17 protein-coding genes are annotated in these 15,222 nt (G+C 59.8%); 9 read left to right on the forward strand and 8 right to left on the reverse strand.

The window, feature by feature from the left end; genetic code table 11:
- Nucleotides 1–85 precede the first annotated feature (85 nt).
- The 5 genes from pdhA to G5287_RS16120 all read left to right on the forward strand — a co-directional run bounded on the left by pdhA (nucleotide 86) and on the right by G5287_RS16120 (nucleotide 4,064).
- Nucleotides 86–1,174 (forward strand): pyruvate dehydrogenase (acetyl-transferring) E1 component subunit alpha, encoded by a 1,089-nt coding sequence (pdhA, locus tag G5287_RS16100; RefSeq protein ID WP_041209832.1) that lies wholly within the window; start codon nucleotides 86–88, stop codon nucleotides 1,172–1,174.
- Nucleotides 1,167–2,153, forward strand: coding sequence for an alpha-ketoacid dehydrogenase subunit beta (locus tag G5287_RS16105; protein WP_227340854.1), 987 nt, complete (start codon nucleotides 1,167–1,169; stop codon nucleotides 2,151–2,153). The genes pdhA and G5287_RS16105 overlap by 8 nt, the downstream gene beginning before the upstream one ends.
- On the forward strand, nucleotides 2,150–3,250 hold the full coding sequence (locus G5287_RS16110) for a dihydrolipoamide acetyltransferase family protein (protein ID WP_227340853.1): 1,101 nt from the start codon (nucleotides 2,150–2,152) through the stop codon (nucleotides 3,248–3,250). Before G5287_RS16105 ends, G5287_RS16110 begins: the two co-directional genes overlap by 4 nt.
- Nucleotides 3,251–3,458: 208 nt before the next feature.
- On the forward strand, nucleotides 3,459–3,668 hold the full coding sequence (locus tag G5287_RS16115) for a cold-shock protein (protein WP_005302803.1): 210 nt from the start codon (nucleotides 3,459–3,461) through the stop codon (nucleotides 3,666–3,668).
- Nucleotides 3,669–3,758: 90 nt separating this feature from the next.
- Nucleotides 3,759–4,064, forward strand: a complete 306-nt coding sequence (locus tag G5287_RS16120; protein ID WP_227340852.1) for a hypothetical protein — start codon at nucleotides 3,759–3,761, stop codon at nucleotides 4,062–4,064.
- Here the strand turns inward: G5287_RS16120 and G5287_RS16125 are convergent.
- Both G5287_RS16125 and G5287_RS16130 read right to left on the reverse strand, forming a co-directional pair.
- Nucleotides 4,051–4,299 (reverse strand): TIGR02647 family protein, encoded by a 249-nt coding sequence (locus G5287_RS16125; RefSeq protein ID WP_005334209.1) that lies wholly within the window; start codon nucleotides 4,297–4,299, stop codon nucleotides 4,051–4,053. The two genes, G5287_RS16120 and G5287_RS16125, sit on opposite strands and share 14 nt — an antisense overlap.
- Before the next feature lie 73 nt (nucleotides 4,300–4,372).
- Nucleotides 4,373–4,546: a hypothetical protein gene (locus tag G5287_RS16130; RefSeq protein WP_227340851.1), complete on the reverse strand. Its 174-nt coding sequence runs from the start codon at nucleotides 4,544–4,546 to the stop codon at nucleotides 4,373–4,375.
- Between G5287_RS16130 and G5287_RS16135 the strand changes: the two genes are divergently transcribed.
- Both G5287_RS16135 and G5287_RS16140 read left to right on the forward strand, forming a co-directional pair.
- Nucleotides 4,545–5,099: a hypothetical protein gene (locus G5287_RS16135; protein WP_227340850.1), complete on the forward strand. Its 555-nt coding sequence runs from the start codon at nucleotides 4,545–4,547 to the stop codon at nucleotides 5,097–5,099. The genes G5287_RS16130 and G5287_RS16135 overlap by 2 nt on opposite strands.
- 156 nt (nucleotides 5,100–5,255) lie before the next feature.
- Complete coding sequence (locus tag G5287_RS16140) at nucleotides 5,256–5,648, forward strand: DUF2750 domain-containing protein (RefSeq protein WP_227340849.1); 393 nt, start codon at nucleotides 5,256–5,258, stop codon at nucleotides 5,646–5,648.
- A gap of 94 nt (nucleotides 5,649–5,742) precedes the next feature.
- Here G5287_RS16140 and G5287_RS16145 read toward each other — a convergent pair whose 3' ends face one another.
- The 5 genes from G5287_RS16145 to G5287_RS16165 all read right to left on the reverse strand — a co-directional run bounded on the left by G5287_RS16145 (nucleotide 5,743) and on the right by G5287_RS16165 (nucleotide 12,917).
- The gene (locus tag G5287_RS16145) at nucleotides 5,743–7,593 is read right to left on the reverse strand and encodes an extracellular solute-binding protein (RefSeq protein ID WP_227340848.1); all 1,851 of its coding nucleotides are present in this window, start codon (nucleotides 7,591–7,593) and stop codon (nucleotides 5,743–5,745) included.
- 129 nt (nucleotides 7,594–7,722) lie between these two features.
- Entirely contained in the window at nucleotides 7,723–8,616 is an 894-nt protein-coding gene (locus tag G5287_RS16150; RefSeq protein WP_216954125.1) for an EamA family transporter, read from the reverse strand.
- A gap of 126 nt (nucleotides 8,617–8,742) precedes the next feature.
- Nucleotides 8,743–9,489 carry a DNA-binding transcriptional regulator YciT gene (locus tag G5287_RS16155; RefSeq protein ID WP_005344496.1) on the reverse strand — a complete coding sequence of 249 codons (747 nt, stop codon included), beginning with the start codon at nucleotides 9,487–9,489 and terminating at the stop codon, nucleotides 8,743–8,745.
- Nucleotides 9,490–9,583: 94 nt separating this feature from the next.
- Nucleotides 9,584–12,016, reverse strand: a complete 2,433-nt coding sequence (locus G5287_RS16160; RefSeq protein WP_227340847.1) for a formate C-acetyltransferase/glycerol dehydratase family glycyl radical enzyme — start codon at nucleotides 12,014–12,016, stop codon at nucleotides 9,584–9,586.
- A 4-nt stretch (nucleotides 12,017–12,020) separates the two neighbouring features.
- Nucleotides 12,021–12,917, reverse strand: coding sequence for a glycyl-radical enzyme activating protein (locus G5287_RS16165; protein WP_216954122.1), 897 nt, complete (start codon nucleotides 12,915–12,917; stop codon nucleotides 12,021–12,023).
- A 128-nt stretch (nucleotides 12,918–13,045) separates the two neighbouring features.
- Here G5287_RS16165 and fsa point away from each other — a divergent pair, with 128 nt between their 5' ends.
- The gene (gene fsa / locus G5287_RS16170; protein ID WP_421173088.1) at nucleotides 13,046–13,699 is read left to right on the forward strand and encodes a fructose-6-phosphate aldolase; all 654 of its coding nucleotides are present in this window, start codon (nucleotides 13,046–13,048) and stop codon (nucleotides 13,697–13,699) included.
- Between the two features lie 125 nt (nucleotides 13,700–13,824).
- Nucleotides 13,825–14,004: a hypothetical protein gene (locus G5287_RS16175; RefSeq protein ID WP_216954119.1), complete on the forward strand. Its 180-nt coding sequence runs from the start codon at nucleotides 13,825–13,827 to the stop codon at nucleotides 14,002–14,004.
- Nucleotides 14,005–14,012: 8 nt separating this feature from the next.
- On the opposite strand, the gene G5287_RS16180 is transcribed toward G5287_RS16175, so the two are convergent.
- Nucleotides 14,013–15,212: an HD-GYP domain-containing protein gene (locus G5287_RS16180; protein ID WP_421231558.1), complete on the reverse strand. Its 1,200-nt coding sequence runs from the start codon at nucleotides 15,210–15,212 to the stop codon at nucleotides 14,013–14,015.
- Between the last annotated feature and the right edge of the window lie 10 nt (nucleotides 15,213–15,222).

The following is a 15,222-nucleotide window of genomic DNA, read 5'->3' on the forward strand; positions in this document are numbered from 1 at the left end:
AAATCCCTTTGCTTTTTATTTAACAAGGTATTTACATCTAGGTGTCACCAGCATCGGTGACGCTCACAACGGCAAGGAGCCAGTTATGACCCATGTCGACATCCCTTTCCTTCGTTACCTCGATGCGGAAGGGTGCCCGGTCGCCACCTTACCGACCTGGCTGGACAAGGCGATACTGCACACCTTCTACCGCAATATGGTGATGGTGCGCAGCTATGACAAAAAAGCGATTGCGCTGCAACGAACCGGCAAACTCGGTACTTTTCCCTCCCATCTCGGCGCAGAAGCCGTGGGGATTGGCATTGGTCTCGCCATGCAGCCGCAGGATGTCTACGTTCCCTACTATCGAGACATGCCCACCCTCTATGTGCGGGGCGTGCCGATGGAGAAAAACCTGCAATATTGGGGGGGGGACGAGCGGGGCAGTTATTTTCTCAAACCCGATGGGACTCCCTCTGAAGATCTCCCCATCTGCGTCCCCATCGCCACCCAGATCACCCACGCCTGCGGTATTGCCTCGGCCTTCAAACTGCGTAATCAACCGCGGGTTGCCGTAGTCACCATCGGCGATGGCGGTACCTCCAAGGGGGATTTTCTGGAGGGGCTCAACTGCGCCGGTGTCTGGCACCTGCCGATGGTCATCATCGTCAACAACAACCAGTGGGCCATCTCGGTGCCACGCAAACTGCAATCGAGCGCTCCTACGCTGGCCCAGAAGGGGATTGGCGCCGGGGTGCGCAGTCTGCAGGTGGATGGCAATGATGTGGTGGCGGTCTACGATGCCGCCCGCAGTGCCGTCGAACGGGCCCGCAGCGGCAAGGGGCCGACCCTGATAGAAGCGGTCAGTTATCGCCTCGGCGATCACACCACGGCCGACGATGCCACTCGTTATCGCGATGGGGCCGAGGTCGAGGCCGCCTGGGCGAAAGAGCCGGTCAAGCGGCTACGCCAGTTTATGCATAGCAAAGGGTGGTGGGATGAGGAGCAGGAGCAGAGCCTGCTGGCGGAGGCTACCCGAGAGGTAGAGCAGGCGGTCGCCCGTTATGAGGCGATGGCGCCCCAGCCGCCTGAGGCGATGCTCGATTATCACTACGCCAGCCTGCCCGCCGAACTCGTGCCCCAGCGCGAGCGAGTGATTGCCAAGGGGATGAAGCAGGAGGTTGGCCATGAGTGAGATCAGTTTGCTGGAAGCGGTCAACATGGCCCTTCACTACGAGATGGAGCACGACCCGGATGTGGTGGTGCTCGGCGAGGATGTGGGGGTCAACGGCGGGGTGTTTCGCGCCACCGTGGGCCTGCGCGACAAGTTCGGTTTCAAGCGGGTGATCGACACGCCGCTGGCCGAGGGATTAATCGCCGGGGTGGCGGTCGGCATGGCGACCCAGGGGCTCAAGCCGGTGGCTGAGTTCCAGTTTCAGGGTTTCATCTTCCCTGGGATGGAGCAGATCATCTGTCAGGCGGCGCGGATGCGAAACCGCACCCGTGGCCGCCTCTCCTGTCCCCTTGTCTATCGCTCCCCGTATGGCGCGGGCATTCACTCGCCAGAACACCACAGCGAGAGTGTCGAGGCGCTGTTTGCCCATATTCCGGGGCTACGGGTGGTGATCCCCTCCAGCCCGAGACGTGCTTATGGCCTGCTGCTCTCCGCCATCCGCGATCCGGATCCCGTGATGTTTTTTGAACCTGACCGCATCTATCGCTCGATGAAATCCGAGGTGGTGGATGACGGTGTCGGCTTGCCGCTGGATGTCTGTTTCACCCTGCGCCCGGGCCGGGATATCACGGTAGTGGCCTGGGGGGCCTGCATTCAGGAGGTGATGCGGGCGGCGAACCTGCTGGCCGAGCAGGATATCCAGTGCGAGGTGCTGGATCTGGCCACCATCAAGCCGCTGGATATGGAGACCATCCTCACCTCGGTACGCAAGACCGGCCGTTTACTGGTGGTACACGAGGCGTGCGGCAGCTTCGGGGTCGGGGCCGAAATCGTGGCGCGGGTGACCGAGCAGACACTTCCCAGCCTCAAGGCGCCACCCAAACGGTTGACCGGGGTGGATGCAGCTGTTCCCTACTATCGCAACGAAGCGTATTACCTCATCACCGAGCAGGATATCGCCGATGCGGCTCACCAGCTGATGGAGAACCAGTGGCTATGAAATTTTTCAAATTACCGGATCTGGGTGAAGGGTTGGCCGAAGCCGAGATCGTCGAATGGAAGGTGAGTGCCGGTGATACCGTTGCGGTCGATCAGGTGCTCTTGTCGGTGGAAACGGCCAAGGCGCTGGTGGATGTACCCTCTCCGGTAGCCGGGGTGATTGCCCGTCTCTGCGGCGCCGAGGGGGATATCCTCCATATCGGTGCGCCGCTGGTGGAGTTCGAGGGGGGCGAAGATGATGGCACTGTGGTGGGCAAGGTGAGCGCCCATCAGCAGCATATCGAGGATCACTTCGTGGTGGGGGCCATTGCCCCGGGGGGAGCGCTGGTGCAAGCCATGCCAGCGGTGCGACTGCTGGCACAAAAACTGGGTCTGGATATCGACCGGCTCAAGGGAAGTGGCAGCGGCGGCATGGTGACCGAGCTGGATGTGCAGCAGGCATTCGAGTCACAGCAGAGCAGTGGCAACGAATTCCTCAAAGGGTCACGGCGTGCCATGGCCAAGGCGATGGAGCTCTCTCATCAGACTGTGGTGCCGGTCAGCATCACCGATGAGGTGGATTTGCGTCACTGGCGGCCTGATGAGGATGTGACGGTGCGCCTTATCAAGGCCATTGGCGTGGCGTGCCGCGCCGAGCCCTCGATGAATGCCTGGTTTGATGGCGACACCCTGTCACGGCGGCTGTTCAAAGAGGTCAATGTGGCCATCGCGGTGGATTCAAAGCATGGCCTTTATGTGCCGGTGATGGAGAACGTGGCCGAGCGGGAGGGGGCGGATATCCGGCAGGGGCTGGATCGGATGATCGCCGATGTGAAGGCGCGCGCCGTGCCGCGCGAGATGTTGCAGGGGGCGACCATTACGCTCACCAACTTCGGCGCCATCGCAGGCCGCTATGCCAGCCCCATCGTGACGCCGCCGCAGGTGGCCATCATAGGGGCAGGCAAACTGTTCGAAAAAGTGGTGTTCATCCATGGTGAAGCGCGTCCCGTCAGAGCATTGCCGCTGTCGATGACATTTGACCACAGAGCCTGTACTGGCGGGGAGGCGGCTCGTTTTCTCAAAGCGCTGGTCGAAGCGTTGGAAGCAGCGACCTTATAACAGTTTGTGCCCTGCCGTTGGCAGGGCACAAATTTGTTTGCGTAATCTACAAAGCCACGTATAATCCAAACCAGCTTGAAAGGGCGATAGTTATGTCAATGAATACGATGTTTCACATCTTGTCCTGTTGTTCATAAGTTAATCCCGTTTTTTGAGCTTTACCCGCTGAAAAGCATAAGTAATTATTTTGAATACAGGTTTAAAAGATATGTCTAACATGATCACCGGTACCGTTAAGTTTTTCAACGAAACCAAAGGTTTTGGCTTCATCCAGCAAGAAAACGGCCCGGACGTTTTCGTTCACTTCAGCGCCATTCAAGGTAACGGTTTCCGTACCCTGGCTGAAGGTCAGCGCGTACAGTTCTCTGTGACCCAAGGTCAGAAAGGCCCGCAGGCTGAGAACGTAACCGCTCTGTAATTCTTACAGAATTTAAGAAAGCCGTGGTACCTCTGGTGCCACGGCTTTTTGTTTATCTGGCTTCTGCTACTGACTCCCATGTGCTGAATCATGCTGCTATCGCTCTTGCTTGCTGCCACCTTGACTCCGACTTCAGATACGCCGGTACCGGTTCAATCCGCGATGGAAGCGCAGGTGATCTGCCAGCAATTTGTCCAGATCCGGATGGGTGCCGCACAGCAACCTGATGAGGTGAATGCGCGACTGGTCCCTGAAAGGGAGGGGGAGTGGCTGGTGGATGGTAAAGTAAAAGGACCCGAAGGTCCTTTGCTGTTTGCCTGTCATCTTCACCAAGGGGAGCGCTGGGAGCTACTCAACTTTTCACTTTGGGCACCACAGCCGATCAAAGTGGTTTGAGTGCGACCAGTAGATGTTGCAGGTGTTCAACCATGGTCATGCCAAACGGGGTGAGATAGCCGCCATCTTCTGCGCTGATGAGCCCCTGTTGATGCAGACGGGCTGCCGCCTGGCACAACTCTTCAGACATATCGCTGCGTAATTTAATCCCCAAGCTCATGTTGGCCGGATCAAAGCATGCCAGTATTTTCAAATCGTTCACGAATTCGTTAGAAACCTGGTCGATCCCAATCATGGATTTACTCCTTACGCTAAAGATGTATGCAAACTAGCATCCCCGGATCCACTTTAGTGGGGGCTGGCTCAAATTATTGATCTTTGGCTGGATGCTGCGTTTCAAATGCTGTTTTTTTCGGCGTAATCAGATGGTTGGCTGACAGCTTCGCCAAGGGCCGAGCCGGGCCAAACGTGGTAGGATAGGGGAATTCTTTATATCGGACGGTCCATTGGCGGCTGTTCGCCCAGTCCAAGGTATTGCTCATGGTCAAGATCACGCTGGTATCCCTGCTGCATTCACACACCGCCACTTTCCCTGTTTACCCAGTCTCCTTGCTGACCTCCTTGTTGGAGGGCCATGAGGGAGAGGTGTGGCTACCTGCCCGCAAGGGGGGCGACATTACCCATCTTCGCAAACATGCTAAAGGGGCTCGCGCCCGCGAGCTGGCAAATCTCGATGCCGGTTGGTGCGATTTTATATCTGGTCAGGAAGGGGCGACTGCGGAGCTGGATGCGCTGGCCAACTACGACACCGAGATGATGGACAACTTGCAGATGTACTGGCATAGCGCGGGCAAGATCAACAGCCCGATCACAGATAATTTGTTCGAACTTCGTCGCGAAGTGGTGGATGAGGCCCATGGCGAAAAGCTTGCCGCTCTCTGGGAGCAACAACAACAGCAGCGATTTGAGCAGTTGATGAAAAGTGCGGCTGACGGTCGGGATCAACTCTGTTTCGTCGAAGTAGAGTCTGCCTACTGGCTGCGACAGAAGTTGAGCGAGCAACCTGATGTAGAGCTGATCACCCCGACCTTTTAATCAGGTCTGGAAGGTGGGTGAGACGTTTTATTCGCCGCCCTGCTCTATCCTTATGAGCGTTGCTGTTTCCCCGACGGGAGTCAGGAGGCGGCAAGCTGGACAAGCTGACCACAAGATGTGAACATGGCGCCCTTTATCGAGAGAGAGACTTGGCCAATGAGCTATGAACTGAGCGACACCGAGCGCAATGCCGCGCTGCAACTGAACGCTGACTACCGTTACGATCACTTCATCAGCAAGCTGGTCGAGCATGAAGAGCTGTTCGTCCTCACTGACGAGCATGGCGTCATGATGCTGACCACCGATGATGAAGATTGCATCCCGGTATGGCCGCACCCGGAGTACGCCAAGGCGTGGGCCGAAGGCGAGTGGGCCGATTGCAAACCACAGTCCATCACCCTCAAGGTGTGGCTGGAGCGGTGGATTGACGGCATGGAGCAGGACGAGCTGTGTGTTGCCGTGTTCCCGACCCCGGATCAGGAAGGCATCGTACTGGAGCCGGCTGACGTGGCTGACGCCATTGCCGAGAAGCAGGCCAAACGCGGCTGATCACCGAGCTATTCGCAACACCGGTTGCCAACAAAGACCCCGCTATCTGGCGGGGTCTTTGTTTTAGGTCTGTTTGCCAAACGAGTTGTGGCTATCAGGGCTGGCGATAGGTGGTGTCGATGATGGGCTCGGCCGGGAAAGTCTTGCCACTCTTGATGGCTGCCCTGGTCTCGGATTTTAGCTCTTCATCAATCCACAGCAGACCGCCATAGCTGTAACCGCTGTTGTCGCCACCGAGTGGCCAATAGAGCTGCTCGCTCTTGGGCGTTGCTGGTACTTTTGGCAGTTTGATCCAGCGCCATGCCCCTTCCCGGGTGTAGGGCACCTGATACGCAGGCACGAAGCTGGCCAGCTCATAGAGCCGCTGCTGGATCTGCCGTGACAGGGCCGCTTTTTTGGCAAAGTCGAACTCCTTGTCATACTGCTCCACCAAGGCTGTGATGGCGTCGTCATCGATGTTCATGATGTTGTTGGTCTGGGGCTTGTTGGCGTTGACCTTGTGGAAGAACTCCCAATAGGCGGGATAGCGGCTACCCGCCCAGGCCATCAAGGCGCTCTGGTGCTTTTTCTCCAGCATCGATTTGAAACCGGCCGATGCATCCATCAGGTTGAGCTCCAGATTAAGCCCCGCCTTTTTGGCCTCTTCCCGCAGCAGTGTGAGCCGCTGGGCGTGCTCTGCGGTGGTGTAGGTGATGGCGAGGGTCAGTGACTGCCCCTTGTCGTTTTGCAAAATCCCCTGCGGCCCCACTTTGTTAAAGCCTGCCTTGGCAAAGTATTCCCGTGCCAGTTGGGGATCGAACGGACGGGCCTTGATCTCGCTGTTGGTAAATTCACCCTGACCTGAGCCATAGCTGTTGAGGCGTTGGTAATCCCCCCGCAGTAGGGTAGCGAGCATTCTGTCGAAATTGAGGGCATGCTGGATGCCGAGGCGAACATCGAGATTGCGCAGCAGCGGATCGGCGGTGTTGAGATAGAGCCCCATCGGCGGTTGCGGGGTCTGGTTGTAGAACCAGCGCCGCTCGATATACCCCTTCTCGAACTCGGCGGTGTTGGTCTTGTCGTGCCACCAGTTGGGGATCACCAGCGGGAAGCTGTCGAGATCGCCGCGCAGGAAGTGCTGCCAGGCGATGTTCAGATCCCTGAGCACCTTGATCTCGATCCGCGCAGGATTGAAGCGATGCTGGAAGTAGCGCTCGTCATCCCCCCACCAGTTTTCAATCCGCTTGAAGGTGACCGATTTGCCCTTTTTCACCTGATCGATCTGATAGGGACCGGTGACCGGCAACACCTTCCAGTTGTACTCCTTGACCCAGTTGGCGGTGAGCTTGATGGCGTGGCTCGGCTCCGGGCTGATGGGCAGCGATTCGAGCAGATCCTGGCGGCTCTTTTCGGTGCCGCTGGTGATGGCCAGGGTGTGATCATCAAACTTGGTTATGTCTGCTATCTGGGTGCTGTAGTAGTTGTTGTACCAGGGGTCGTTGATCTCCTTGCTGCGCATCATCTTGAGGGTAAAGAGCCAGTCATCGGCGGTGACCGGTTGGCCATCTGACCAGCGTGCCTTGGGATTGATGCGAAAATAGAGGGTCTTGTTGTCGGCGCCGAAGGCCCACTCGTTTGCCAGCATCGGCATGGGGTTGCCGGTGACGGGATGAGTGCTCAGCAGTGGCAGGTTGGTTTCCCGCACGTAACCGGCAAAGCCGCCGTTGGAGTCGGGGCCATATTTGCGCAGGGTCAGGGGGAAGCTGGTCATAAAGGTGCGAAAGGTGCCGCCGCGTTTGGCGGCCGGATCGGCATAGAGAGGGTCCTGGTTGTTGCTCTCCCACTTCAAGTCAGCGGGCAGTGTGGCACTCCAGCCAAACGGGCTCCAGCACAGGGTCAGGGTGATGGCGGTGGCGCGAATGATAGGGGGGAGGCGGCGCCCCCCGGCGGTGATGGTCGATGGCATGTCCTTGCTCTCCTGAAGTCTGCTTCCTGCAGATCACACACTGGTGATGTCAGTCCCGATGGGGACTGGCTCATCATGAAAATTTTATCCTGTCAGGTCAATGAAATAGCGTAAATGGGCAGGCGCTCATCATGTCGCTCTCTGTGGTTTGAACCAGCGCAGTCGGCTACCCAGCAGATGGACCACAAAGCCGAGCAGCACCAGAGCTGAGCCCAGCCACTGCAAGGGTGTTGGATGTTCATCGAGCAGCAGCGCTGCCGTGACCATGCCGACACAGGGGATCAGCAGGGAGAGCGGTGCCACCTGCGCCACCGGATAGCGCATCAGCAGTCGTCCCCACAGGCCGTAACCCAGCCAGGTCGCGACATACGAGAGATAGAGCACGCACAGCAATCCCTGCCAGCTGAAGTCGCGCAGGCTGCTGGCCATCAGCTCCGGCCCTTCGAACAGCCAGGAGAGGGCGAAAAATGGCAGGATGGGCACCAGACCGCCCCAGGCGATCAGGCTCGGCAGCGTGGTCTGGTAGCGCAGACCAATCTGGCGATTGATGACGTTGCCAAGGCCCCAACAGGCGGCGGCACACAGCGTCAGGATAAACCCGAGCAAGGTCAGGTTGCCTTCACCGTGAGTGGCGATGAGATAGAGGCCGAATCCCGCCAAGGGCAGCGCCACCCAGTGGTGGGATTGCCAGCGCTCCCCCAGCCAGATCATTGCAAAAAGCAGGGTGAACACCACCTGGGATTGCAGCACCAGCGAGGCCATACCTGCGGGCATGCCGAATTTCATGGCACTGAACAAAAATGCGAATTGACCGAGGCTGATGGCGCCGCCATAGGCCAGCAGCCAGCGCCAGGGCATGGCGGGTTTGGGTACCAGCAAGATGGCGGGGAAGACCACGCCGATAAAGCGCAGCGCACCCAGCAGCAGTGGGGGGATCCCCTCCAGCCCCCACTTGATGGCCACGAAGTTAAGCCCCCAGCAGAGGATGACCAGAGCGGCCAGAAACTTGTCTTTGGTGTGCATGCGGTGTCCTTCGGTCTGTGGCCTCTGCCATGAGAGGCCAAAAGAGGACGAGCATACCCCCGCCAGGGTGGGCGCCGTCAAGCCGACCGGCGGGGGAGCAACCCGGCAACGGGGGCCAGGTGCGATTCAGGCAGAGACGCAGTGCACTGTGATGCCGCGTGCGGCCAGGGTGGCCCGCATGGGGGCGGGCAGGGCATCGTCGGTAACCAGCACCTTGATCTGGCCCGGCGCGCCAAGCTGGCTCGGGTGGATGGCGCCAAATTTGCTGCTGTCGGTGATCACCACATTGGTCATCCCCTTGGCCAGCACGCTGTTGACCACGTCGGCCCGCATCATGTCGCGGCCGGTAAAGCCCATCTCGGGATGAAAACCGTCGACCCCGATAAAGGCCTTGGAGAAGTGCACCTGCTCGATGCAGAGGCGCGTGAGCGGCCCCACCACGCTCTCGCTCTGATGCTGGAACAGCCCGCCGAGCAGCACCACCTGAGCCGGGGTATCTTTGAGCAGATGGGCGATATAGCTGCTGATGGTGATGATGGTGACCCGTTTGTGCAGGGCCAGATGGCGCGCCAGCATGGCGTTGGCACTGCCCCCTTCGATAAAGACCGTTTCGCCATCTTCCACCAGCTGGGCGGCCCGCTCGGCGAGGCGCTCCTTGAGCAGGTAGTTGATGTTCATCCGGGCATCGGGGTCATCGGTCTCCAGCGCCATGGCCGAGCCGTGTACCCGTCTGAGCAGTCCCTGTTTCTCCAGCGCGGTGAGGTCGTTGCGCACCGTCACCTCAGACACACCTGTGTGTCGGGAGAGTTCACTCACGCTCATCTTGCGAGCCTGATGGACCAGAGTGAGGATCAGTTGGTGGCGTGGATTCATGGTGCGCTCGCATGCAAGGTGGTGGATAGCGGCAAGCCACCCGAGGGTGGCTTGCCAATCATATGACGTCACAGGCGCCATGGGGAGCGCCCCGTCAGAGACTGTGCTCGGTGCGGGCGATGATATCATCTTGCGCATCCGGGGATAAGGCGGTGAAGAAGGCTGAATAGCCCGCCACCCGTACCACCAGATCCCGGTATTGATCCGGATTGGCCTTGGCTGCCAGCAGGGTTTCCCGCGAGACGATGTTGTACTGCACGTGCCACCCCTTGTGCACCTCGAAGAAGGTGCGCAGCAGGCTCATCAGCTTGGCCTTGTCCCGCTCGTTCTCAAGGCTCGCCGGACTCAGCTTCTGGTTGAGCAGCACCCCGCCGAGGATGGCCGCCGTGGGCAGCTTGCCGATGGAGTTGAACACCGCCGTCGGGCCGAGACGATCCGAACCCGACGAGGGGCTGGCCCCTTCCGCCAGCGGCGTGCGGGCGTGGCGGCCATCCGGGGTGGCCATGGTGGCGGCACCGAACGGCACGTTGGCGGAGATGGAGGAGGTGCCCGCATAGTAGGTACCGCCGATGGGGCCGCGGCCGAAGCGGGTGTTGTGCAGCCCCTTGAGCTCGTCGATGTAGCTCTGGTAAGCCTTTACCAGCAGCATGTCTACCTCATCCAGATCGTTGCCATATTTGGGGGCGGCATTGGTGAGGCGCTGGCGCAGCTGCTCCCCCGCCAGTCCTGAAAAATCTTGCTCGAGTGCTTCGGCCAGCTCTTGCTGATCCACTATCCCCTGTTCGAACACCAGTTTCTTTAGGGCAGCCAGGCTGTTACCAAGGTTGGCGATCCCCACCTGCAGACCTGAGACCCAGTCATAGACGGCGCCCCCCTCCTTGATGGTCTTGCCGCGTTCGATGCAGTCATCCACCAACGTGCTGCAGAGGATGTCATGGGCTTGAGCCTCCAGCACGCTGTCGACCACGCAGTCGATCTCGATGGATTTGCGGGTGAAGTAGCGCACCTGCTCATCCCAACGGGCCATCACCTCGTCAAAGTTGCCAAAGGTCCCTTCCCGCAGCGACTGGGATTGGGGCAGGAAGACCTTGCCGGTGGTGGCATCGCGGCCACCATCAAGGGAGGCCAGCAGGATGCGGGCGAAGTTGATAAAGCTCATGCCGGTGCAGCGGTAGCCCCACTTGCCGGGCACGGCGGTCTCGATGCAGCCGATGGCGGCGTAGTGGTGGGCATCCTCCACGCTCACCCCGAGCTTGATGAACTCGGGGATCACCACCTCGTCGTTGTTGAAGGCGGGCATGCCAAAGCCGCAGCGGATCACTTGAATGCAGGCGTCGAGGAAATCCTCGCTCATCCCGGCGTGGTAGCGCACCGAGAGGTTGGGCTGGGTGGAGCGCAGCTGGCCACAGGACTCCAGAATCGCGTAGGAGAGGCCATTGACCGCGTCATGGGCTGCACCATCCCGCCAGTTCTGGCCGCCGATGGTGACGTTCTGATAGAGCGGGCTGCCGGCGGATGCCTTGGAGTGGGTGCCGGAGCGGATCTTGTTCACCTCCAGCAACTTGAGCCAGCACCCTTGCAGCAGCTCGATGGCGCGCGTCCGAGGCAGGGATTCCGACAATTCCACCTCGCGGCGATACCAGGGGTAGAGGTACTGATCCATCCGGCCAAACGACACCGAGTGACCGTTGGATTCGATCTGCAGGATGAGCTGGATAAAGTAGCAGAGCTGCAGCGCCTGCCAGAAGGTCTCGGGGGGCTGGTGGGCGATGTGGGCGCAGTTGAGCGCGATGGTCTCAAGCTCGTTTCGGCGCTCGGGGCGAGATTCTTGTGCTGCCATATCATGGGCAAGTGCGGCGTAGCGCGAGATGTGAGCGCTGACCGCATCCAGAGTGATGGCGACGGCGTGCAGGAACTGCTCGCGCTGCAGATCGGCCCAATCCGCCAAATCCAGCCGACTGCGGCGCTCGGCCACCTTGGCCTTGAAGCCATCGAGCCCCAGCGTGAGCAGCTCCTCATAGTTGACCGCGAGGTGGGCATCCCCCGAGGTCATGTTGCCCTCGGCCTTGATGATGCCGCTCTCCAGCAGCGCTTTCTGCTCGTCGGTAAAGAGGCCGAAGCAGCGATCCTGCACCGTCTGGCCGCGCCAGAAGGGGGTGAGGGCGTGGATGATCGCCTTGTCGGTTTCGCTGACTGCAAAACCGGCGCCGGGGCGATCTGCCAGCTCGTCGACCTCCTTCTCAATCCAGCTCACCGTGTATTCGGGAAAGAGCGGCGCCGCCCGTACCTGACTGGCCTGATTGCCGACGATCAGCTCGTCGTGCTTGATCCAGATGGTGCGTTCCTTGAGGTGATGGGCCAGAGCCAGGGCGCGGCGCACCGGCAGCGGCCGGGCGAGATGAGTCTGATAGGCCTCGGTATAGTGGCGGGCCCGCTCGGTACAGACCGGCGGCTGAACGATGTGGATCAGGCTCTCTTTGTGGGCGCGGATCCGCGGGCTCAGGGTATTGAGGTCGAGCTGGGTCATGATCTTATCCTCTGGTCACAGGGGTCAGCCCCTGACGTTGGGCGTATGCGTGGGCAAAGTGGAGTAAATCGGGGTCGTCAAACGGTGTCTCAGGCGCCTGATAGGGCAGATCCAGCAGGGCATATTTGCCCATCCCCAGCGTGTGGTAGGGGAGGAAGTGGATCTCCTGCACCGTGCCGAGGCTGGCAGCGGTGTCGGTGATGGCTTCGATCGATGCGTGGTCGGCATTGAAGCCGGGAATGAGTGGCACCCGGATCTGCATCGGCACGCCGCGCTCGGCGAGGCGCTTGAGGTTCGCGATGGGCAACTCCACCTTGCCGCGGGTCCAGTGGAAGAAACGTTCTTTATCCACGTGTTTGAGGTCCGCCAGCAGCAGATCCAGTGAGGGAAGGCTTTGCTCAATCTGGTGCCAGGGCACATGCAGGCAGCTCTCGACCGCGGTGTGCAGCCCTTCGGCCTTGCAGCGGGCCAGCAGGTTGGCAGCAAATTCGGGCTGCATAAACGGTTCGCCACCTGAGAGGGTGACGCCACCGCCGCTGCGCTCGAAGAAGGGGCGATCCCGCAAGATGGTGTCCATCAGGGTATCCAGGGTTTCATCGCGGCCGCACACCTGCAGCGCTTCGCTTGGGCAGAGGCCGCGCAGCCGTTCCATATCATCGGCCTTGAGGGCAGAACGGCTGAGCTGGATGCCCTCGCTGTCACGCAAGATTGCCGGACAAGCCTGGCTGCAGAGCTGGCATCCCTCGATGCACTGGCGCCGGTCGAGTAGTATGTCCGGCTTGGGAGAGCGGCTTTCCGGGTTTTGACACCAGCGACAGGCCAGCGAGCACCCCTTGAGAAACACCAGGGTGCGAATGCCGGGGCCATCGTGAGTTGAATATCGTTGCAGGTCGAAAATCATACCGCCTCCTTTTGTATTTGCATTCTATTTGCTTTCATTCGAAAGTTGATTTGATTTCGATCAAGCTGTTTGCAGATGTTTTCTCGCTAGAATGGCGACATATTGAACATCCCGTTAAGGAGTTAGAGATGGAGCTGTATCTCGATACCGCCGATGTGGCGGCAGTGCGTCGCTGGTCACGGATCCTGCCGTTGGCCGGTGTCACCACCAATCCTTCCATTACCGCCGCCGGGGGATTGCCGCTCTGTGAGCTGCTGCCCGCCTTGCGCGATGTGCTGGGGCCCAAGGCGCGCCTGTTTGCCCAGGTGATGGCCAAAACCGAAACCGAGATGGTGCGCGAGGCGTTCGCTCTGCGTGAGCTGGACCCGGATCTGGTGATCAAAATCCCGGTATGCGCAGAGGGGCTGGCGGCCATCAAGAGCCTGACCGCCAACGGTGTGCCGACTTTGGGCACCGCTGTCTATACCCCGCTGCAGGGTTGGCTGGCGGCGGTGGCGGGGGCAGAGTACGTGGCGCCCTACGTCAACCGGCTGGATGCCCAGGGGGGTGACGGCATCGCCACCGTGCAGGAGCTGCAACAGCTGCTTGCGCTGCACGCGCCGAACAGCAAGGTGCTGGCGGCATCGTTCCGTACCCCGCGCCAGGCGCTCGACTGCCTGCTGGTGGGTTGCCAGTCCATCACTCTGCCGCTCGATGTGGCGGAGCAGCTGATGAACGTGCCAGCGGTGGATGCGGCGCTGGTGAAGTTCGATCAGGATTGGCAGCGCGCTTTCGGTCGCTGATTGCCTGATTGCAGTGACAGATGGGGGAGGGTGAGGAGACGCAGGAGGGGATTGGGATTGACCGACTAGACTTGTAATAGGCAGTCAGATGCGCTGGCTGCCTTGCGATCTACCGGAGGTATCCCATGAGCGACCATCTGCTGCTCCCCCATGGTGAAGATCTGCGACGTGCGGTGCGCTGGCTCAGTGAGCACCACCAGTACGATATCGCCGCCATCGAAGAGGCCAGCCTGCGTTTCGATCTCTCGCCGTTGGATGAGGAGTTTCTGATCCGGCACTGGCTCGATAGCCAGCGCCAGTCGTGAGGACAGAGTTAGAAGAAGTTGGTGAGGTTGATGCCAAACTCTTTGGGGTCGACCGTGCACTCGATGCTCTCCTTCACACTCGATCTGGCCAGATCCAGCCACTGCACATCGAGGTAGTGGCGCTGGGAAGCGTGATAGATCACCTTGACCACCGGCTTGAGCGGCTGCTGCTCGTTGCGCTGCATCACGATGGCCAACCGCTGGTTTGAAAGCTGTACCAGCGTTCCCACCGGATAGACCCCCATGCACTTGATGAACTTGGTGACCAGTTCGGCATCGAAGTGCTGGTTGACTCCCTTTAGCAGAATGCGAAAGGCCTGGGTGGGTTGCATGCCAGCCTTGTAGACTCTGTCGGCAGTTACTGCGTCATAGACATCGACAACACCGCTCATGCGGGTATAGAGGGAGAGTTCATCCCCCTTCAGCCGCTGCGGGTAGCCAGTACCATCGAGCCGCTCGTGGTGGTTGGCGGCTACTTCCAGCATGGTTGGGGTGATGCCGGGGGTATTGCGGAGAATGTCGTAGCTATGCACCACATGCTGGCGCATGATGGCAAACTCCTCGTCGGTCAGCTTGCCCGGTTTGTTGAGCACCTCGTCCGGCGTCATGATCTTGCCCACGTCGTGCAACAGCCCTCCCAGAGTCAACTCCTTGAGCACGCTGCGCTCCAGCCCCAGATAACGGCCGAAGTTGGCCAGCAGGATGGCCACGTTCATGGAGTGCTCCATCAGATAGGCATCCTTGGCACGAATACGGGCCAGGCAGAGCATGGCATCGCCATGGGTGAACATGGTGTCCACCATCTCCTCGGCGACTTCGGCGAGCGGAGTGATGTCGATGGGCTCACCCGCTTTGAGGTGGCGAATGAACTTGCCTTGCAGCTCGCGCGCTTCCTGATAGAGGCGGCGGATTTTAAGCTCCCGTCCTTCGCCGTTGGCACTGGCCCGGCGCCCTACCTGGGCGCTGTTGGCATTGAGATCGGGGGAGGTAACGGCGTCACTCTCGGTACTGCCCAGCTTGCTGCGGGCCAGATCGATGCGTACCGTGAGCACCCCCTGACGCACCAGATTGGCAATTTGCGCCACGCTGGTCACCAAGCCCATCTGGGCGATCTCCATCCCACCTGTCTGGCTGGCGATAGCAATGACATACATGCCGGGTTTCAGCTGGTTGACGGGAATGACGGGATAGGATGCTTGAGACTTCATGAGGGCTTCC

The organism is Aeromonas sp. 603079 (assembly GCF_049172135.1).
GTDB classification, from domain to species: domain Bacteria; phylum Pseudomonadota; class Gammaproteobacteria; order Enterobacterales; family Aeromonadaceae; genus Aeromonas; species Aeromonas veronii.